Origin of the sequence: Providencia sneebia DSM 19967 (assembly GCF_000314895.2) — a bacterium.
Classification (GTDB): Bacteria; Pseudomonadota; Gammaproteobacteria; order Enterobacterales; family Enterobacteriaceae; genus Providencia; species Providencia sneebia.
This window is the reverse complement of the sequence record NZ_CM001773.1, coordinates 45,003-65,855: the sequence shown is the minus strand read 5'-3', so window position 1 is coordinate 65,855 and position 20,853 is coordinate 45,003. Positions and strand designations below refer to the sequence as shown.

Annotated in this window: 16 protein-coding genes and 2 tRNA genes; 15 read left to right on the top strand and 3 right to left on the bottom strand. The window is 41.9% G+C overall.

Features of this window, described 5'->3' with window-relative positions; all coding sequences use genetic code 11:
* Nucleotides 1-42: 42 nt before the first annotated feature.
* From ftsH to OO7_RS00230, 15 genes are all read left to right on the top strand, one after another.
* Complete coding sequence (gene ftsH, locus OO7_RS00300) at nt 43-2,010, top strand: ATP-dependent zinc metalloprotease FtsH (protein WP_043892611.1); 1,968 nt, start codon at nt 43-45, stop codon at nt 2,008-2,010.
* Between the two features lie 72 nt (nt 2,011-2,082).
* Complete coding sequence (gene folP / locus OO7_RS00295; RefSeq protein ID WP_043892751.1) at nt 2,083-2,931, top strand: dihydropteroate synthase; 849 nt, start codon at nt 2,083-2,085, stop codon at nt 2,929-2,931.
* On the top strand, nt 2,924-4,261 hold the full coding sequence (glmM, locus tag OO7_RS00290; protein ID WP_008913967.1) for a phosphoglucosamine mutase: 1,338 nt from the start codon (nt 2,924-2,926) through the stop codon (nt 4,259-4,261). The genes folP and glmM overlap by 8 nt, the downstream gene beginning before the upstream one ends.
* A gap of 289 nt (nt 4,262-4,550) precedes the next feature.
* Complete coding sequence (secG, locus tag OO7_RS00285; RefSeq protein WP_008913966.1) at nt 4,551-4,889, top strand: preprotein translocase subunit SecG; 339 nt, start codon at nt 4,551-4,553, stop codon at nt 4,887-4,889.
* A gap of 97 nt (nt 4,890-4,986) precedes the next feature.
* Nucleotides 4,987-5,076, top strand: a tRNA-Leu gene (locus tag OO7_RS00280).
* Between the two features lie 61 nt (nt 5,077-5,137).
* Nucleotides 5,138-5,214 (top strand) — tRNA-Met (locus OO7_RS00275).
* Nucleotides 5,215-5,421: 207 nt separating this feature from the next.
* Nucleotides 5,422-5,874 (top strand): ribosome maturation factor RimP, encoded by a 453-nt coding sequence (rimP, locus tag OO7_RS00270; RefSeq protein WP_008913965.1) that lies wholly within the window; start codon nt 5,422-5,424, stop codon nt 5,872-5,874.
* A gap of 23 nt (nt 5,875-5,897) precedes the next feature.
* Nucleotides 5,898-7,406: a transcription termination factor NusA gene (gene nusA, locus OO7_RS00265; RefSeq protein ID WP_008913964.1), complete on the top strand. Its 1,509-nt coding sequence runs from the start codon at nt 5,898-5,900 to the stop codon at nt 7,404-7,406.
* A 23-nt stretch (nt 7,407-7,429) separates the two neighbouring features.
* Complete coding sequence (gene infB, locus OO7_RS00260) at nt 7,430-10,162, top strand: translation initiation factor IF-2 (RefSeq protein WP_008913963.1); 2,733 nt, start codon at nt 7,430-7,432, stop codon at nt 10,160-10,162.
* Nucleotides 10,163-10,225: 63 nt separating this feature from the next.
* A complete protein-coding gene (gene rbfA / locus OO7_RS00255) occupies nt 10,226-10,636 on the top strand; it encodes a 30S ribosome-binding factor RbfA (protein ID WP_008913962.1) in 411 nt (136 codons plus the stop codon).
* Nucleotides 10,636-11,589, top strand: a complete 954-nt coding sequence (truB, locus tag OO7_RS00250) for a tRNA pseudouridine(55) synthase TruB (RefSeq protein WP_008913961.1) — start codon at nt 10,636-10,638, stop codon at nt 11,587-11,589. The genes rbfA and truB overlap by 1 nt, the downstream gene beginning before the upstream one ends.
* A gap of 115 nt (nt 11,590-11,704) precedes the next feature.
* Entirely contained in the window at nt 11,705-11,974 is a 270-nt protein-coding gene (gene rpsO, locus OO7_RS00245; protein ID WP_008913960.1) for a 30S ribosomal protein S15, read from the top strand.
* A 282-nt stretch (nt 11,975-12,256) separates the two neighbouring features.
* Entirely contained in the window at nt 12,257-14,380 is a 2,124-nt protein-coding gene (gene pnp, locus OO7_RS00240; protein WP_008913959.1) for a polyribonucleotide nucleotidyltransferase, read from the top strand.
* A gap of 82 nt (nt 14,381-14,462) precedes the next feature.
* Nucleotides 14,463-15,380 carry a lipoprotein NlpI gene (gene nlpI, locus OO7_RS00235; protein ID WP_008913958.1) on the top strand — a complete coding sequence of 306 codons (918 nt, stop codon included), beginning with the start codon at nt 14,463-14,465 and terminating at the stop codon, nt 15,378-15,380.
* Between the two features lie 169 nt (nt 15,381-15,549).
* Nucleotides 15,550-17,463: a DEAD/DEAH family ATP-dependent RNA helicase gene (locus OO7_RS00230; RefSeq protein WP_008913957.1), complete on the top strand. Its 1,914-nt coding sequence runs from the start codon at nt 15,550-15,552 to the stop codon at nt 17,461-17,463.
* Between the two features lie 403 nt (nt 17,464-17,866).
* On the opposite strand, the gene OO7_RS00225 is transcribed toward OO7_RS00230, so the two are convergent.
* From OO7_RS00225 to OO7_RS00215, 3 genes are read right to left on the bottom strand one after another with little or no spacing between them, the layout of a single operon-like run.
* Nucleotides 17,867-18,271, bottom strand: a complete 405-nt coding sequence (locus tag OO7_RS00225) for a YjaA family stress response protein (protein ID WP_008913956.1) — start codon at nt 18,269-18,271, stop codon at nt 17,867-17,869.
* A gap of 24 nt (nt 18,272-18,295) precedes the next feature.
* Complete coding sequence (btsR, locus tag OO7_RS00220) at nt 18,296-19,012, bottom strand: two-component system response regulator BtsR (RefSeq protein ID WP_008913955.1); 717 nt, start codon at nt 19,010-19,012, stop codon at nt 18,296-18,298.
* A 10-nt stretch (nt 19,013-19,022) separates the two neighbouring features.
* Nucleotides 19,023-20,714 (bottom strand): sensor histidine kinase, encoded by a 1,692-nt coding sequence (locus OO7_RS00215; protein WP_008913954.1) that lies wholly within the window; start codon nt 20,712-20,714, stop codon nt 19,023-19,025.
* Nucleotides 20,715-20,853: the final 139 nt, after the last annotated feature.

The window sequence follows — 20,853 nt, the reverse complement described above, 5'->3', positions numbered from 1 at the left end:
TTGTTAACACAGTTGTAATATGAGGTTAATCCCTTGAGTGACATGGCGAAAAACCTGATTCTCTGGTTAGTCATCGCAGTTGTTCTGATGTCCTTGTTCCAGAGTTTTGGCCCAAGCGATTCGAATAGTCGCAGAGTTGATTATTCAACGTTTATCAATGAGTTAGCCCAGGATCAGGTACGTGAAGTTCGTATCACAGGTCGTGAATTAAACGTCAGAAAGGCTGATAATAGCCGCTATACAACTTATCTTCCTATGCAGGATGAAAAGCTGTTAGACACCATGTTGAATAAACATGTAACTGTCGTTGGTGAACCACCAGAAGAACCTAGCTTCCTTAGCACAATTTTTATTTCCTGGTTCCCAATGCTTCTGTTGATTGGTGTCTGGATTTTCTTCATGCGCCAAATGCAAGGTGGCGGCGGTAAGGGTGCGATGTCTTTTGGTAAAAGCAAAGCTCGCATGCTAACGGAAGATCAGATAAAAACAACATTTGCAGATGTTGCAGGTTGTGATGAAGCAAAAGAAGAAGTTGGCGAGATAGTTGAATTCTTGCGTGAACCAGCTCGTTTCCAGAAATTGGGTGGTAAGATCCCAAAAGGTGTCCTGATGGTAGGCCCTCCTGGTACGGGTAAAACATTGCTTGCAAAAGCAATTGCTGGTGAAGCAAAAGTTCCATTCTTTACTATTTCAGGTTCTGACTTTGTTGAAATGTTTGTCGGTGTTGGTGCGTCGCGTGTTCGTGATATGTTTGAACAAGCTAAAAAAGCAGCACCTTGTATCATTTTTATCGATGAAATCGATGCAGTAGGTCGTCAGCGTGGTGCTGGGTTAGGTGGTGGCCATGATGAACGTGAGCAAACATTGAACCAAATGCTGGTTGAAATGGATGGTTTTGAAGGCAATGAAGGTATTATCGTTATTGCAGCAACCAACCGTGCTGATGTTCTTGACCCTGCATTATTACGTCCAGGTCGTTTTGACCGCCAAGTTGTTGTTGGCTTGCCAGATGTTCGTGGTCGTGAGCAAATATTGAAAGTGCATATGCGTCGTGTACCTATCGATCCAAATGTCGATACTTTTATTTTGGCACGTGCAACGCCAGGTTTTTCTGGTGCTGAATTGGCTAACTTAGTCAACGAAGCCGCATTGTTTGCAGCGCGCGCTAATAAACGTGTTGTTTCAATGGTTGAATTTGAAAAAGCACGTGACAAAATTTGGATGGGTGCGGAACGCCGTTCTCTCATGATGACAGAAGAGCAAAAAGAGTCGACTGCTTATCATGAAGCTGGGCATATGATTGTTGGGCATTTAATGCCGGAACATGACCCTGTTCATAAAGTCACAATCGTTCCTCGTGGACAAGCTTTAGGTGTGGCATTCTTCTTACCTGAAGGTGATGAAGTGAGTCGTAGCCGCTTGAAACTAGAAGGGATGATTGCAACAGCTTACGCGGGTCGTATTTCAGAAGAGTTGATTTACGGTCGTGAAAAAGTGACAACAGGTGCTTCATCAGATATTCAATTTGCAACGAATACTGCACGTAACATGGTAACTCAATGGGGCTTCTCTGACCGTTTAGGACCAATGCAATATGCTAAAGAAGAAGGTCCTGCTTTCATGGGACGCTCTTCTGGTAACGGTGCTGGTATTTCTGATGAAACTGCACGTATTGTTGATGAAGAAGTGAAAATTATTCTAGATCGTTGTTATGAACTGGCAATGAAAACATTGACGGATAATATTGATATTTTGCATTCCACAAAAGATGCACTATTGAAATATGAAACCATTGATATGCCACAAATCGACGATTTAATGAATAGACGTCCAGTACGTGAGCCAGCTGGCTGGGATGAAGATAAAAAGGTGAGTAATGTGACAGGTTCTTTTGGTGCGGGTTCAAGCTCATCAAAACCTGAAACAGCAACGCCTCCTAAATCGGAAGAGCCAAAAAATGGTGATGATGAATCTAATTCATCTGATAAATCAGACGATAGCAAACTATAGTAAGCTAACCTGAGACGTTAATTATTTAAAAACCCCAGATTTCTGGGGTTTTTTACATTGAGGTAAGTGATGATAAAAATCAATGCAAGAGGCTGTGAACTGGATTTATCGACACCCAAAGTGATGGGGATTTTGAATGTTACTCCTGATTCATTTTCAGACGGTGGCACCCATAATCGTTATCATGATGCACTTGATCATGTTGCTAGTATGGTCAATGCAGGAGCAAGTATCATTGACATTGGCGGTGAGTCGACTCGCCCCGGTGCAGATGAAGTTTCTGTGAATGAAGAATTAGATAGAGTTATTCCTATTGTTGAAGCAATAGCACAGCGATTTGATGTGTGGATTTCGGTTGATACTTCAAAAGCTCAAGTGATGTCTGAAGCAGCCAAAGCGGGTATGCATTTAATTAATGATATTCGTTCATTACATGAAGCGGGTTCTCTTGAAGTGGCAGCACAGACAGGGCTACCTGTTTGTATTATGCATATGCAAGGTGAGCCAAGAACAATGCAAAATGCACCTCATTATGAGGATGTTGTTAGAGAAGTGAAAACCTATTTTCAAGCTGAAATTGAGCGTTGCGTCGCTGCGGGAATTAAAAAACAACAGATAATACTCGACCCCGGCTTTGGTTTCGGTAAAAATCTATCGCATAATTACCAGTTATTGGCAAACTTAAACAAATTTCATGATTTCGGATTACCCGTATTGGCAGGAATGTCCCGTAAATCTATGATTGGGCAATTATTGAATGTTTCACCTCAAGAACGCCTTGCCGGCAGTCTAGCTTGTGCCACAATTGCAGCAATGCAAGGTGCACAAATTATTCGTGTGCATGATGTAGAAGAAACAGTACAAGCAATGCAAGTCGTTCAGATGACATTGTCAGAAAAGGAAAAATTAGCGTATGAGTAGCCGTAAATATTTTGGTACTGATGGTATTCGTGGAAAAGTGGGTGATAGCCCAATTACACCAGACTTTGTATTAAAACTGGGTTGGGCTGCGGGTAAAGTGTTAGCTCGTCATGGTTCACGTAAAATTATTATCGGTAAAGATACGCGTATTTCTGGCTATATGTTGGAATCATCATTAGAGGCTGGATTAGCAGCGGCGGGTCTATCTGCTTCATTTACAGGACCAATGCCAACCCCTGCGGTAGCTTATTTGACTCGAACTTTCCGTGCGGAAGCAGGGATTGTTATTTCAGCTTCTCATAATCCTTATGATGACAACGGGATTAAATTCTTCTCTATTGATGGTACAAAATTACCAGATGAAGTAGAAGAAGCCATTGAAGCTGAGATGGAAAAACCAATTACTTGTGTTGAATCTGCTGAGCTTGGCCGTGCAAATCGCATTGTTGATGCTGCGGGTCGTTATATTGAATTCTGTAAAGGCACGTTTCCAAGTGAGCAAAGTCTTGCGGGTTTAAAAATTGTGATCGATTGTGCTAATGGGGCAACATATCATATTGCACCTAATGTATTTCGTGAATTAGGCGCAGAAGTGATCTCTATTGGCTGTGAACCAAACGGGATCAACATAAATGAACAATGCGGTGCTACAGATGTTCGTATGTTGCAAGAGCGTGTAATTGCAGAAAAAGCGGATGTTGGTTTGGCTTTTGATGGTGATGGTGACCGTATAATTATGGTTGACCACCAAGGAAATAAAGTCGATGGCGACCAAATTCTCTATATTATTGCTCGCGAAGCATTGCGTCAGGGCCAGCTAAAAGGCGGTGTTATTGGTACGCTAATGAGCAATATGGGGCTGGAAATCGCGTTGAAACAGTTGGGTGTTCCATTTGAGCGTGCAAAAGTGGGCGACCGTTACGTTCTTGAAAAACTTCAAGAAAAAGGCTGGCGGATGGGTGCTGAAAACTCCGGTCATATTATTTTGCTCGATAAAACGACGACAGGTGACGGGATTGTTGCTGGCTTACAAGTGTTAAGTGCAATAGTGCGTAACCAAATGAGTTTGCATGATTTATGCAGCGGAATGAAATTACTTCCTCAAGTGTTAGTGAATGTTCGTTTCTCAGGCGCTCACGATCCGCTACAAAGTGATGCTGTTCTAGCTGCTAACGAAGAAGTTGAGAAACAACTTGCTGGAAAAGGTCGCGTATTGCTGCGTAAATCTGGTACTGAGCCATTAATTCGAGTAATGGTAGAAGGCGAGAATGAAGCTGACGTAACCGCAATGGCAAATCGCATTGCTGATGCAGTTAAATCCGCAGGCTAAGTAAAGAGTAAATTAAGCTGTTGCTGTATTGGCTGTTCAAAATGCAAGTGCTGTAAAATGCATGCATAATAAAGCCAAACATTATTGTTTATATTTGTTGATTTTTTCTTCAAATGAACAAATGAAATAAAATTTGGCTTGCTTGTCAGCGCAGCTTTGGTTAGTATTCGCACCTGCTCAATCTCTTAAAGTTATTTGGTTAACAGTGTGATGAGCGGGTGTGCAGTAATGAAGTCATGGTGTTATCAACTAAAAAACATCGTGCGCCGCAATTGAATAGGTAACTCAAATGTATGTAGCTCTCTTAGTTATTTTTTTGCTAGTAGCAATTAGCCTGATTGGTTTGGTTATGTTACAGCAAGGCAAAGGTGCTGACATGGGTGCATCATTCGGTGCGGGTGCTTCTGCAACACTGTTTGGTTCATCGGGTTCTGGTAACTTCATGACTCGTATGACTGGAATCTTGGCTGCTGTGTTTTTCATTATCAGTTTAGTGCTTGGCAATATGACTGCCAACAAATATGGAACTGGTAGTAAATGGGAAAACATTAGTGAACCGGCAAAAGTCGAGCAACCAACAGACGTTCCGGCAGCACCAGCAACACCAACGAGCGATATTCCTCGTTAAGTGTTAAAGATTCCGAATGACAACATTAAGTCTGTCATCTAGAAAGTAAAGAATTTGAGGGTATTAGTTATTTATAAGCTAATAACCTCACCTCAGTGCCGAGGTGGTGAAATTGGTATACACGCTACCTTGAGGTGGTAGTGCCTACAAAACGGGCGTACGGGTTCAAGTCCCGTCCTCGGCACCATTATTTTTAAGATAACTTGTGATGCGCGAGTTATTTGTGTAGAATATGTCACGTTTTCGAACGCGGGATGGAGCAGCTTGGTAGCTCGTCGGGCTCATAACCCGAAGGTCGTTGGTTCAAATCCAGCTCCCGCAACCAATTCTTAGTTAGCATATCTTATCAAATGTATTTATCGGAATTTCTCATCGATTTATCTAGATTTTCAAGATATACTAAGAACATGGTAGAACCCGTTGGCACTACAGGGTCCAGTTTCATAAAGCCCCGAAATTTCGGGGTTTTTTGTTATTTGACAATCGAATTAACTGGGCTTTTATAGCCCTTTTTTTATGTCTGGGGKTGGGCTTGTCCACGTTAGAACAAAAATTGACAGAGATGATTTCAGCACCGGTGGAAGCACTTGGCTTTGAATTTGTAGGCTTAGAGTTTATCCGCGCGCGTACATCGACATTGCGTGTTTTCATTGATAGCGAAAATGGCATCAATGTTGATGATTGTGCTGATGTTAGCCATCAAGTGAGTGCAGTATTGGATGTCGAAGATCCAATTTCTGTCGTTTATAACCTAGAAATATCGTCACCAGGGCTTGAACGTCCGTTATTCACTGCCGCACAGTATGAGCGCTTTATCGGTGAAGAGGTGGCGCTGACTTTGCGTATTGCTATGCAGAACCGCCGTAGATGGCAAGGGATAATTAAATCCGTCGATGGCGAAATGATAACGGTTACAGTGGATGGGAAGGATGAAGTGTTTGCCCTTGGAAACATCCAAAAAGCTAACTTGGTCCCACACTTTTAATAAAGTTCAATGAGGCAACTAGGATGAACAAAGAAATTCTGGCTGTTGTAGAAGCGGTTTCTAACGAAAAATCCCTCCCTCGTGAAAAAATCTTCGAGGCTCTGGAAACTGCACTAGCTACAGCAACTAAAAAGAAATATGAACAAGAGATTGATGTTCGTGTAGAAATCGATCGTAAATCAGGTGATTTTGATACTTTCCGTCGTTGGTTAATTGTTGATGAAGTCACAATGCCAACACGCGAAATCACACTGGAAGCTGCGCAATACGAAGATCCAGAATTACAGCTTGGTGGATATGTTGAAGACCAAATTGAATCTGTTGTATTTGACCGTATTACGACTCAAACAGCAAAACAAGTCATCGTACAGAAAGTACGTGAAGCTGAAAGAGCCATGGTTGTTGAACAGTTCCGTGAGCAACAAGGTGAGATAATTACAGCGCAAGTTAAAAAGGTAAACCGTGAGAATATCACATTAGACCTTGGTAACAATGCAGAAGCCGTTATTCTCCGTGAAGACATGTTGCCTCGTGAAAACTTCCGTCCAGGTGACCGTATTCGTGGTGTCCTGTATGATGTACGTCCAGAAGCGCGTGGAGCACAACTTTTTGTGACTCGTTCTCGCCCTGAAATGCTGGTTGAATTATTCCGTATTGAAGTGCCAGAAATTGGCGAAGAAATTATTGAAATTAAAGCAGCAGCTCGTGACCCAGGTTCCCGTGCTAAAATTGCGGTTAAAACTAATGATAAACGCATTGACCCAGTAGGGGCTTGTGTTGGTATGCGTGGTGCGCGAGTTCAAGCAGTTTCAAGTGAACTTGGCGGAGAGCGAATCGATATCGTACTGTGGGATGATAACCCAGCACAGTTCGTTATTAATGCAATGGCACCCGCTGATGTTGCATCAATCGTGGTTGATGAAGACAAATGCACGATGGATGTGGCTGTTGAAAGCAGTAACTTGGCACAAGCGATTGGCCGTAATGGTCAAAATGTTCGCTTAGCAGCACAATTACTGAAAAAGCATCGTGGTGATGACAAATGGGAACTGAATGTCATGACCGCAGAAGAACTAAATGCTAAGCATCAAGCAGAAGCACATGCTTCTATTGATACATTCACTAAGCATCTTGATATCGATGAAGATTTTGCCACAACGTTGGTAGAAGAAGGCTTCTCGACATTAGAAGAACTGGCCTACGTGCCTATTAAAGAACTTCTTGAAATTGACGGTCTTGATGAAGAAACCGTTGAAGTTCTACGCGAAAGAGCGAAAGCGGCCCTTACCACCATTGAATTGGCTCAAAAAGAGAGCCTAGGTGATAATCAGCCAGCGGAAGATTTATTAAATCTGGAAGGTATGGATAATTCTCTGGCCTATAATTTGGCTGCACATGGTATCTGTACACTAGAAGATCTTGCTGAGCAGGGCATTGACGACCTGAGTGATATTGAAGGTCTGGATGGTGAGAAAGCAGGCGTACTCATCATGGCCGCACGTAATATTTGCTGGTTCGGTAACGATGCGTAAACACTGTAGCAGGAAGGAACGGCATGACAGAAACTGTAAAATCATTGGCAGCAGAAATTCAAACCACAGTTGAACGCCTGGTACAGCAATTTGCTGAAGCAGGGATCAAAAAAAGTGAGAATGACTCTGTTAACCAGGCAGAAAAAGAGACATTATTGGGACATTTAAATCGTGAGCAAGGACACTCCGCTAGCCAGCCGAGTAAGTTAACATTGCAACGTAAAACCCGTAGTACCTTGAATGTTCCAGTTACCGGTGGTAAAAGCAAATCGGTAAATGTAGAAGTCCGCAAAAAACGCACTTATGTGAACCGTGATGCTGAACAGGCGCAAGCGGAAGAGCAGGCGAAGCGTGAAGCGGAAGAGCAGGCACAGCGCGAAGCTGAAGAACTGGCTCAACGTGAAGCAGAAGCAAAACGATTAGCAGAAGAAAATGCAAAACGTGAAGTAGAAGCAAAACGTCAAGCCGAAGATAAAGCAAAACGTGAAGCAGCTGATAAAGCTACACGCGAAGTAGCGGAAAGAGAAAAAGTGAAACCAAGCGAAAATCATCAAAAAGCTGGCAAAGCCAGTGAAAGTAATGCAGAAAAACAGCGTTTAGAAGCCGAAGCCGCAGCATTGAAGCGCAAAGTTGAAGAAGAAACTCAGCGTAAAGTTGAAGCTGAAGCCAAACGTGTTGCAGAAGAAGCACGTAGAATGGCTGAAGAAAATGGCGAAAAATGGACGACTGAAACCGCTACTGTAGAAGATAGCGATTATCATACAACAACCTCTACTCACGCACGTGCAGCTGAAGATGAGAATGACGAAAAAGAAGAAGGTCGTCGCTCTCGTAACCGTTCAGCTAAAGCACCTCGCCAAAAGAAAAGTAATAAACTTTCTGAAAAAGCAGACCGTGAAGAAGAGCGTGCTGCGGGTCGTTCAGGCCGTTCTAAAGGCAAACAACGCAAAGGTAGTTCTTTGCAACAAAGCTTTAATAAGCCAGCCGCTGCGGTTAACCGTGATGTTATCATTGGTGAAACCATTTCTGTTGGTGAGCTTGCTAATAAAATGGCAGTTAAAGGCTCACAAGTTATTAAAACAATGATGAAGATGGGCGCAATGGCGACTATCAACCAAGTCATTGACCAAGAAACTGCACAATTAGTTGCAGAAGAAATGGGACACAAAGTTATTCTTCGTCGTGAGAATGAACTTGAAGAAGCAGTCATGAATGACCGTGATACTGGTACAGCAGTGAAAGAGCCTCGTGCTCCAGTTGTTACCATCATGGGTCACGTTGACCACGGTAAAACTTCTTTACTAGACTATATTCGTTCAACGAAAGTAGCTTCTGGTGAAGCGGGTGGTATTACTCAGCACATCGGTGCATACCACGTTAAAACTGACAAAGGTATGATTACCTTCCTGGATACCCCAGGTCACGCCGCATTTACTTCAATGCGTGCTCGTGGTGCTCAGGCGACAGATATTGTTGTCCTAGTTGTTGCAGCGGATGATGGTGTTATGCCACAAACAATCGAAGCTATCCAGCATGCTAAAGCTGCCGGTGTGCCAATCGTTGTTGCTGTAAACAAAATGGATAAACCAGAAGCTGATCCAGATCGTGTAAGAAATGAGCTATCTCAATATGGCGTAATTTCTGAAGATTGGGGTGGTGATACTCAGTTTATCAGTGTATCTGCTAAGAAAGGTACAGGGATTGACGAGCTTCTTGATGCTATTTTGCTACAAGCTGAAGTTCTTGAACTGAAAGCTGTTTACGCAGGTATGGCAAGCGGTGTTGTCGTGGAATCTTATCTTGATAAAGGTCGTGGTCCAGTTGCGACTATCTTGGTTCAAGAAGGTACGCTTAACAAGGGCGATATCGTCCTGTGTGGTTTTGAATATGGCCGTATTCGTGCAATGCGCAACGAATTAGGTAAAGAAGTTCAATCCGCAGGCCCTTCAATTCCAGTTGAGATCTTAGGTTTATCTAGCGTACCTTCTGCGGGTGATGAAGCAACAGTTGTACGTGATGAGAAAAAAGCACGTGAAGTTGCTCTGTATCGTCAAGGTAAATTCCGTGATGTTAAACTTGCTCGCCAGCAAAAATCTAAGCTGGAAAACATGTTTGCTAACATGGAAGAAGGTAAAGTTTCTGAACTGAATATCGTGCTTAAAACAGATGTTCAAGGTACCTGTGAAGCTATCACTGACGCATTGATGAAATTATCAACTGATGAAGTGAAAGTAAAAATCATCGGTTCTGGTGTTGGTGGTATCACTGAAACAGATGCAACCTTGGCTGCGGCATCAAATGCTATTATTCTTGGCTTCAACGTTCGTGCAGATGCATCTGCTCGTCGCGTTATTGAAAGTGAAAGCGTTGATTTACGTTACTACTCTGTTATCTATAGCTTGATTGATGAAATCAAACAAGCAATGAGCGGCATGTTAGCGCCTGAATATAAACAGCAAATCATTGGTCTTGCAGAAGTCCGTGATGTCTTTAAATCGCCTAAGTTTGGTGCAATTGCAGGTTGTATGGTGACTGAAGGCACTATCAAACGTAATAACCCAATCCGTGTTCTACGTGATAACGTTGTTATCTACGAAGGTGAGCTAGAATCATTACGTCGCTTTAAAGATGACGTGAATGAAGTTCGTAACGGTATGGAGTGTGGTATTGGTGTTAAAAACTACAATGACGTTCGTGTCGGCGATATGATCGAAGTCTTTGAAGTTATTGAAATTAAACGTTCTATTGATGGCTAATTAAGCCTGATAGATTTGTTTTCTTGGGGGGCGGTTGCCCCCCAAATGTTAGGAGATATAACGATGGCAAGAGAATTCAGCCGTTCTCAGCGTGTAGCACAAGAGATGCAAAAAGAAATTGCGATTATCTTGCAGCGCGAAGTTAAAGATCCCCGCATTGGCATGGCAACGGTTTCTGGCGTTGAATTATCACGAGATTTAGCTTACGGGAAAGTTTTCGTGACTTTCTTGAACATCTCTCATGAAGAACATGAATCAGACATGGTAAAAGACGGTATTAAAGCACTTAATGAAGCTGCTGGTTTTATTCGTTCTTTGCTAGGTAAAGCGATGCGTTTGCGCGTCATCCCAGAGTTAACATTTGAATACGATAGCTCATTAGTTGACGGAATGCGTATGTCTAACTTGGTTTCTAATGTGATCCGTGATGATGAGCTCCGCCGTGCAAAAGCGGACGACCAAGAGGAAAAATAATGGGGCGTCGTCGTAGCGGCCGTAACATAGATGGTGTTTTGCTGCTGGATAAACCAACCGATATTTCTTCAAATGATGCGCTGCAAAAAGTGCGGCGCTTCTTCAATGCCAATAAAGCCGGTCATACTGGTGCTTTAGATCCTCTTGCAACGGGGATGCTGCCTATTTGTCTTGGTGAAGCTACTAAGTTTTCTCAATTTTTGCTCGATTCAGATAAACGTTACCGTGTTATTGCGAGATTAGGCCAAAGAACAGATACGTCTGATTCGCATGGTGAAATCATTAGCGAGCGTAACGTTAACTTTACATCTGATCAGCTTGATGAAGCGCTTGATCATTTCCGTGGGGATACATTGCAGGTACCATCCATGTATTCTGCGTTGAAACATCAAGGTCGTCCTTTGTATGAATATGCACGCAAAGGTATAACAGTAGAGCGCGAAGCAAGGCCCATTACGGTTTATGAATTACAATTTATTAGTTTAGAAAATAATGAGTTAGAGTTGGAAATTCATTGTTCTAAAGGAACTTATATTCGTAGCATTATTGATGATTTAGGTGAAATGTTAGGTTGCGGTGCGCATGTTATTTATCTACGTCGTCTGCAAGTCGCTAATTATCCTTATGCAAATATGATGACTTTAGAGCAACTTGCTGCGTTGAGAGCACAAGTTGATGAAGGACTTGGTACTTATGAATCGCTTCTTGATTCACTGTTATTACCAATGGATACCGCAGTAGTCCATTTTCCCGTAGTACATTTAACTGAAGAAACAGCAGCTTATTTTAAGCAAGGGCAACCAGTTAGAGCCAATATAGCGCAGTTAGCTGAAGGGGAAATGGTTAGAGTGACTTGTGGCGAGCCTTCACGCTTTATTGGAATTGCGATTATTAGCGAAGATGGGCGAATTGCGCCGAAACGTTTAGTCGTCGAAAATGAACAGCCGGAATAGCTGAGCTTATTGCTTTGCGTTTATAAGCAGCGTAGAATAGCCGCGCTTAAACTGTGAGATGCTAAATTAGAGATTGGCGCTCATTACATATACATTTATTTTTTTGGAGTTCATTATGTCTCTAAGTACTGAAGCAAAAGCAAAAATCGTTGCTGAATTTGGTCGCGATGCTAACGACACTGGTTCAAGCGAAGTTCAAATTGCTTTGCTGACAGCTCAAATCAACCACCTGCAAGGTCACTTTGCAGAGCACAAAAAAGATCACCATAGCCGTCGTGGTCTGCTGCGTATGGTTGCTCAGCGTCGTAGATTGCAAGCTTACCTGAAAAGCAAAGATATCACGCGTTATACTGCTCTTATCGAGCGTCTAGGTCTGCGTCGCTAATCTAGTGAGTTTCAGTGGAAAGGGGCCAATAGGCCCCTTTTCTTCTAAAAGTTGTGTTTAAAGTTGAAGTAATGCTCGAATTATACTTAACTTAAATGCTAAGCTGTAAAGTGTAATTAATTGTTTTTAATGAAGCCTCTTTAGCTACAACCGATTCGCGCGGCTAATGAGAGCACTGATAATTTGAAGATCAGTATTCTCATTAGTCGCGAGGCTGTGGTAAAGAGAAAGCCAATGCTACCAGAGAAGCTCAGGTAGCCTTAATAAATGAAGGATAATATTTTGTTAAATCCTATTGTTCGCAAATTTCAATACGGTCAACATACCGTAACGATTGAAACAGGCATGATGGCTCGCCAAGCGACGGCAGCTGTGATGGTGAATATGGATGATACTGCGGTTTTTGTTACTGCAGTTGCTCAGAAAAAAGTTAAAGAAGGTCAGGATTTCTTTCCACTGACTGTAAATTACCAAGAGCGTACTTACGCTGCTGGCCGTATTCCTGGTAGCTTCTTCCGTCGTGAAGGCCGTCCAGGTGAAGGCGAAACATTAATTGCGCGTCTTATCGACCGCCCATTGCGTCCTTTGTTCCCAGAAGGTTTCGTCAATGAAATTCAAATCATTGCAACTGTGGTTTCTGTTAACCCACAAGTTAACCCAGATATCGTTGCTATGATTGGTGCATCAGCAGCTCTAGCGCTGTCAGGTGTTCCTTTTAATGGTCCAATCGGTGCAGCTCGTGTTGGTTTTATTGATGACCAATATGTATTGAACCCAACTGCTGATGAGCTGAAATTAAGCCGTCTTGATTTAGTTGTTGCGGGTACTGAAAGTGCTGTTCTGATGGTTGAATCAGAAGCTGAGCTTTTAAGCGAAGATCAAATGCTTGGTGCAGTTGTTTTTGGTCATGACCAACAACAAGTTGTCATCAACGAAATTAATGAGCTAGTTAAATTAGCAGGTAAAGAAAAATGGGATTGGCAGCCTGAATCTGTTAACCAAGCTTTACGTGATAAAATTGCTCAATTAGCTGAAAGCCGTATGGGTGATGCTTATCGTATCACTGAAAAACAAGAGCGTTATGCGCAAGTTGACTTAATTAAAGAAGAAGTCACAGCAGCTATTCTTGCTGAAGATGAAAATATTGATGCTTCAGAAGTTGCGGATATTTTAGCAAACCTCGAAAAACAAGTTGTTCGTTCTCGTGTTATTCGCGGTGAACCACGTATTGATGGACGCGAGAAAGACATGGTTCGTGCGCTTGACGTACGTACTGGTCTGCTACCACGCACACACGGTTCTGCTCTGTTTACTCGTGGTGAAACTCAGGCACTGGTAACGGCAACTTTGGGTACAGAACGTGATGCACAAGTTATTGACCAATTGATGGGTGAATATACTGATCGCTTCTTGTTCCATTATAACTTCCCTCCATACTCTGTTGGTGAAACAGGCATGGTTGGTTCACCTAAACGTCGTGAAATTGGTCATGGTCGTTTAGCAAAACGTGGTGTTTTGGCTGTTATGCCTAACCACGCTGATTTCCCATATACAGTTCGTGTTGTATCAGAAATCACTGAATCGAATGGTTCATCTTCAATGGCTTCTGTTTGTGGTGCTTCTTTGGCACTGATGGATGCGGGTGTACCAATCAAAGCAGCGGTTGCAGGTATTGCAATGGGTCTTGTGAAAGAAGGTAACGATTTCGTTGTTCTTTCTGACATCTTAGGTGATGAAGACCATTTAGGTGATATGGACTTTAAAGTTGCGGGTAGCCGTGACGGTATCAGCGCACTGCAAATGGACATTAAAATCGAAGGGATCACTCGCGAAATCATGCAAGTTGCTTTGAACCAAGCAAAAGGTGCTCGTCTGCACATTTTGGGTATTATGGAACAAGCAATTAATGGTCCTCGCGAAGAAATTTCTGAGTTTGCTCCGCGTATTTACACTATTCGCATCAATCCAGATAAGATCAAAGATGTTATTGGTAAAGGTGGTTCTGTTATTCGTGCTCTGACTGAAGAAACAGGAACAACTATCGAGATTGAAGATGATGGTACAGTGAAAATTGCTGCGACAGATGGCTTGAAAGCAAAAGAAGCGATTCGTCGTATTGAAGAAATCACAGCAGAAGTTGAAGTGGGTCGTATCTATCAAGGTAAAGTGACTCGTATTGTTGATTTCGGAGCATTTGTTGCTATCGGCGGTGGTAAAGAAGGCTTAGTGCATATTTCTCAAATCGCAGATAAGCGTGTTGAGAAAGTCACTGACTATCTGCAAATGGGCCAAGAAGTTCCTGTTAAGGTACTTGAAATCGACCGTCAAGGCCGTATTCGCCTAAGCATGAAAGAAGCTGTCACCACTGAAGAGCAACCAGCTCAACAGCAAGATTCAGCAGAGTAAGCTGTATTTGATTAAGAGCGCTCTATGGATGTAGAGTGCATTAGCCATAATGCTAAAATTAGTGGTAATGTAAGGACGGAGTATGCTGAACAGTATCTGTCTTCGGTTTAGGGACTTAAGCGCGTTAATTCGTGTTGTCTCTGCGCTTATCTTTTTTGTGCTCATTGGATGTAGCAGTAAAGATTGGCGTAAAAACGAGGTATTTGCTGTTCCTCTTCAACCTTCATTACAACAAGAAGTGATACTGGCTCGTATGGAACAAATCCTTGCGAGTCGGTCCTTGACTGATGATGAATACGCCCAGCTTTTATATGAGCGCGGAGTATTGTATGATAGTCTAGGTTTAAGGGCGTTAGCGCGTAATGATTTTTCAACTGCGTTAGCGATTCGTCCAGATATCCCTGAAGTTTTTAATTTTCTAGGGATTTATTTTACGCAGGCAGGCAATTATGATGCTGCCTATGAAGCGTTTGATTCTGTATTAGAGCTTGATCCAACTTACAATTTCGCGCGTATGAATCGCGGCATCGCTTTATATTATGGTGGCCGCTACAAATTAGCGCAGGATGATCTGCTGGCGTATTATCAGATAGATCCAAATGATCCTTTTCGTACTTTATGGCTTTATCTTGCAGAGAAAGACATAAACCCGCGGATGGCACAAGATAATCTTGCTGCTCGTTATAATAGCGCGGAGAAAGGGCAATGGGGCTGGAATATCGTAGAGTTTTACTTAGGTGATATCAATGAGAATACATTGATGGAACGTTTGCAAGAAATTTCTACGGATAACACTTCGCTCGCTGAGCATCTCAGTGAAACTAACTTCTATTTAGGTAAACATTACCTAAGTCTGGGGGATAAGGATAGCGCAAGTGCGTTATTCAAACTGACGGTGGCTAACAACGCTCACAGCTTTGTTGAACACCGCTATGCATTGTTGGAATTGGCGCTGTTAGGCCAAGAACAAGACGACCTTCTAGAATCGGGCCAGCAATAGCTGACGAACATTTCATGATTAATTTTTGAGTCATCATCCTGATGGGTGAGTGGCTATTTGTTCGTTTTATAACACAATTTGAGCCAGTTAACATTTTAAATGACAATGACCGAAATAAATTTCGCAGGGTTATGTAAACTGGCCGCCATTAAGTATGAGGCACCTTTACATGACTACCGAGAACAAAAACACCGAGACTGATATCTCTTTCGCTGATTTAGGTTTATCAGCGTCTATTTTGACAGCACTACAAGACCTAGGGTATGAAAAACCATCACCAATTCAGAAACAATGTATTCCATTGTTGATGGAAGGTAATGACGTTCTAGGTATGGCACAAACAGGTAGCGGGAAAACTGCTGCATTTAGCTTGCCATTATTGCATAACATTGACCCAGATTTAAAAGCGCCACAAATTTTAGTCCTAGCACCAACTCGTGAGTTGGCTGTTCAGGTTGCTGAAGCAATGAGCGATTTTTCTAAGCACATGAGCCGTGTTAACGTCGTTGCCTTATATGGCGGCCAACGTTATGACGTACAATTACGTGCATTACGTCAAGGTCCACAAGTTGTTGTGGGAACACCTGGACGTCTTCTTGACCATCTGAAACGTGGTACTTTAGATCTTTCTAAATTGAAAGGTTTAGTATTAGACGAAGCCGATGAAATGTTGAGAATGGGCTTTATTGAAGATGTTGAAAACATCATGAGCCAAATTCCAGCACAACACCAAACCGCATTGTTCTCTGCAACAATGCCAGAACCGATTCGTCGTATTACACGTCGTTTCATGAAAGATCCGAAAGAAATTCGTATTCAGGCAAGCATTACAACTCGTCCAGACATTGCTCAAAGCTATTGGACTGTGTATGGCATGCGTAAAAATGAAGCATTGGTCCGTTTCTTAGAAGCTGAAGATTTTGACGCTGCGATTATTTTCGTTCGGACTAAAAATGCCACATTAGAAGTTGCTGAAGCATTGGAACGTAATGGTTACAACAGTGCTGCACTCAATGGTGATATGAACCAAGCATTACGTGAGCAAACATTAGAGCGTTTAAAAGATGGGCGTTTAGACATTTTGATCGCAACAGATGTTGCTGCGCGTGGTCTTGATGTTGATCGTATTAGCTTAGTTGTTAACTACGATATCCCAATGGATGCTGAGTCTTACGTTCACCGTATTGGCCGTACTGGTCGTGCTGGTCGTGCTGGTCGCGCATTATTGTTCGTTGAAAACCGTGAGCGTCGTTTATTGCGCAACGTTGAACGTACAATGAAGCTGACGATTCCTGAAGTTGAGCTGCCAGATGCACAACTGTTAAGTGAGCGTCGTCAGGCTAAATTTGCTGCGAAAATTCAACAGCAATTAGAAAGCAGCGATTTAGATCAGTACCGTTCACTGTTAGCGAAAATGTCACCATCTGAAGATGTTGACATGGAAACCTTAGCAGCGGCATTACTGAAAATGGCTCAAGGTGAACGTGCTCTGATCCTGCCACCAGATGCACCACGCCGTCCGCGCCGTGAATTTAACGATCGTAATGACAGTAAAAATGATCGTGGTCGCCGTGACCGTAACAGCAATGGTTTTGAGCGTGCTGAACGTGGTGATCGTAGCGAGCGCCGTGAACGTCGTGATGTTGGTGATATGGAAATGTACCGCATTGAAGTTGGTCGCGATGATGGTGTGGAAGTTCGTCACATTGTTGGTGCGATTGCTAACGAAGCGGATATCAGCAGCCGTTATATTGGTAATATCAAACTGTTTGGTACTCACTCAACAATTGAATTACCAAAAGGTATGCCGACTGATGTGTTAACTCACCTAAGCCGTGCTCGTATCTTAAACAAACCAATGCAAATGCAATTAATTGGTGATGCACAGCCTTTCGAACGTCGTGAGCGTCGTGGTGGACCACGTCGTGAAGGCGGAAGTGAAGGTGGCTTTGGTGCAGGTCGTCGCAGTGATCGCCGTGGTGGTGGTAACCGTGACCGTGGTAATTCTAGTGCACCACGTGGCCGTAATGAAGAACATAATACTGCGGCACCACGTCGCCGTAGCAGCAGCCATAACTCATAATGAATATTGAGTTAGAAGTCGCTGTATAGAGCTTCTAAATAAATAGTGAAGCCGCTTTCAGTATTGGAAGCGGCTTTTTTTGTATTGTAAAAGTCATCAAAGATAGAAAGTGAATTACCTTAAAAAAACGCTATCTATTTTTTATTGCTATTATTTGTTCTTGCACTTATTTGTTGTAGGAAACGACTTTTTTACATGGTCATTATGCGGGAGAAATTTATAGTAATTTCTTTTGTCATTATGTGATTAAAATTATCTACCCAATATCGCTGATTATCATTGGGATAATATGCTTTATTATTCGTTATGTTATAGTGGAAAGAAAAATAAAATGATAATAAGAAGTTACCTTTTATTATCAGTGACGTCGATTTTATTTTTCTTTTCTATATGGATTGATTAGCTATTTATGACGATGATGTTTGTTGTCTGCATTGGAATTTAGCAGAATTTCCTTCGCTTCTTTTTGTGGTAGCGGCAAGGTATCATCAATGATAACTAACTTTTTAATTTTCTGATTGAAAGCGCTATAAACGACCTCGGTAAGCAATCTATTTTCAACCATACTTAATCCGCCTTCATTCTTTTCAAGAGCTTGTACTAAAACACGGTGGCGAGAAGTAAAGGGAAGTTTTACTTTTAGTCCCATTTTGCAAACTAACTGATAGAGTACATATTCTGCGACAAAAAAATCCCCAATAATTAAACGAGATGATGAAAACTCACCCGTCACATTATATTCCTCATGGGTTTCCAGATCTTTTAACGTCATTGAATTAATTCGGATTTGTAAGTAGTAGTCAGCCACAAATTACCTCTATGTTGTCCATTTTTAAATCAGTCCAAGTGCTTCTTTTAATGGTTTTAAATAACGGCGGCTAACAGGAATATGTTCACCAGAGTTCAAGACAAGTTCTGCCTGCCCGCTATCACCAAATAAAATTTCACTTAACTGTGTCATATTCACGAGATATTGTCGATGACAACGAACTAATGGTGTCCGTAGCTCCAATGTTCGGAGTGTTAATTCAGTGAAGCCTTCTTGGCCTTGCACGCTCATCACATAAACACCACTCATGCGTGAGGTAACATATTGTACTTCATCTAATTTCATCAGCCAGATACGGCTATGGCCTGTGCAAGGAATAAATTTTAATGGCTCATTATCACTCAGAATGTCTAGGTTTTGCTTTTGTTGACCTTGGCGTAGACGACTGAGTGTTTTATTTAATCTATCGGTTTCTAAGGGTTTTAATAAATAATCAAACGCGTGTTCTTCAAATGCTTGAATGGCAAATTCATTAAATGCCGTTAAGAAGACGATATAAGGCCTATTTTCAGGATCAAGCATGCGTACCATTTCAAGGCCTGTAATACGCGGCATTTGAATATCAAGAAATACAACATCGGGTTTTTTATTATGAATGAGACTGATTGCTTCGATGGCATTACTGCATTCACCAATAATTTCAATATCATCATGTAATTCAAGCTGACAACGCAAATTTTCCCGTGCAAGTGGTTCATCATCAACAATTAATACATTCATAGAGATATAATCATTTTATTCTGTTTAAGGTGTAGGGAAGCCGTAATTGGATCCGTGTGAATTGTTCTGGTTCATATTCCACACTCACACCATATTGCTCACCATATTTGAGGCGGATCCTTTTGTCGACTAAGCTCATACCTAAACCATCACTTTGCGCTTTTGGTTGGTATAATCCGGCATTATCCTCGATTTCAATATAAACTTGATTATCGCGAATATAGCCTCTTATTGTAATGTATCCTGTTTCTAATAACTGTGAGGTGCCGTGTTTTATTGCATTTTCGACAATGGGTTGTAGTGAAAATGCTGGTAATTCAACAGGTTTTAAATCATCTGAGATATCCATCTCAATCTGTAACTTATCTTGAAAGCGCGCTTTTTCAATTTGTAAGTAAGCATTCACATGCTCGATTTCTTCGCTCAATGTCGCATTTTGTTCAGGGCGTTTGAGGTTGTTGCGAAAGAAAGTCGAGATATATTGAACCAGCTGGCTAGCTTGTTGGCTATCTCGGCGAATAACGGCTTGAAGTGTATTCAGAACATTAAATAAGAAGTGAGGATTCACTTGCGCGTGAAGTAGCTTCACCTCTGATTGTAGCAAAGATTGTTTGTTGCGTTCATATTGTCCCGCAAGGATCTGCGCTGAAAACAGACTTGCTATTCCTTCACCTAATGTTCTATTGATAGAGCTAAATAATTTATTTTTGGCTTCATATAACTTAATTGTACCAATAACTTGGTCATTTTCTCCCCTTAATGGGATCACTAGTGCAGAGCCGAGCTTACAAGAAGGACTTAAGGAGCACGTGTAAGGTGTTTCATTACCATCGGCATAGACGACTTCATTATTATCAATAGCTTGTTTAGATTGAATTGAGGCGATTGGTGTACCTGGTTGATGGTGATCAGCACCAATACCAATGAAAGCTAAAATTTTATCTCTATCGGTAATGGCGACTGCACCAATTTCGAGCTCTTGGTAGATAATTTTGGCAACTTTCATACTATTATTAGTATTAAAGCCTTTGCGTAAAATACCATCCGTACATAAGGCTATTTTGAGTGCTTGAGCTGAGAATGCACTGGTATATTTTTCTACAATCGCGCGCCTGTCGAGTAGGATGCGGATAAACATCGCGGCACCAATTGTATTGGCGATTACCATTGGTGCGGCAATATTTTTTACTAATGCTAATGCTTCATCAAAAGGTTTCGCGAGTAATAAAATAATCAGCATTTGGATTATTTCAGCGACGAATGTGACGCAACTTGCCGTGATTGGATTAAATATTTTGGTGATTTGGCCGCGTTTCATATAATAGCGGTGGACTAATCCGCCAATTAAGCCTTCAACAATGGTTGAAACCATGCAACTAAATGCGGTCATGCCACCCAGTGAATAGCGATGTAATCCACCGGTGAATCCGACAGCAAACCCGACAGCGGGACCACCAAGTAAGCCCCCAAGTACTGAGCCAATTGCTCGCGTATTTGCTATCGAATCATTGATATGTAAGCCAAAATAGGTGCCCATTATACAAAAGACTGAAAAAATAGCATAGCACATGACTTTATGCGGTAGGCGGATGGTCACTTTCAGTAAGGGGATGACAAGCGGGGTTTTACTCAGTGCCCATGCGATGACCAAATAGACGCACATTTGCTGTAATAGCAGCAAAATGAGATCAAATTCGTACATAGGTTTTCCAATTTTCGCGTTTCATGTTTTCTATTCTAACGTAAACGCCTAAGTGGATAATAGCGATTTAAATATTGGGTACGTTCTTTATTTGACACAAGGAATAAAACGATTCAAAATTATACAGTTACCTGCCTAT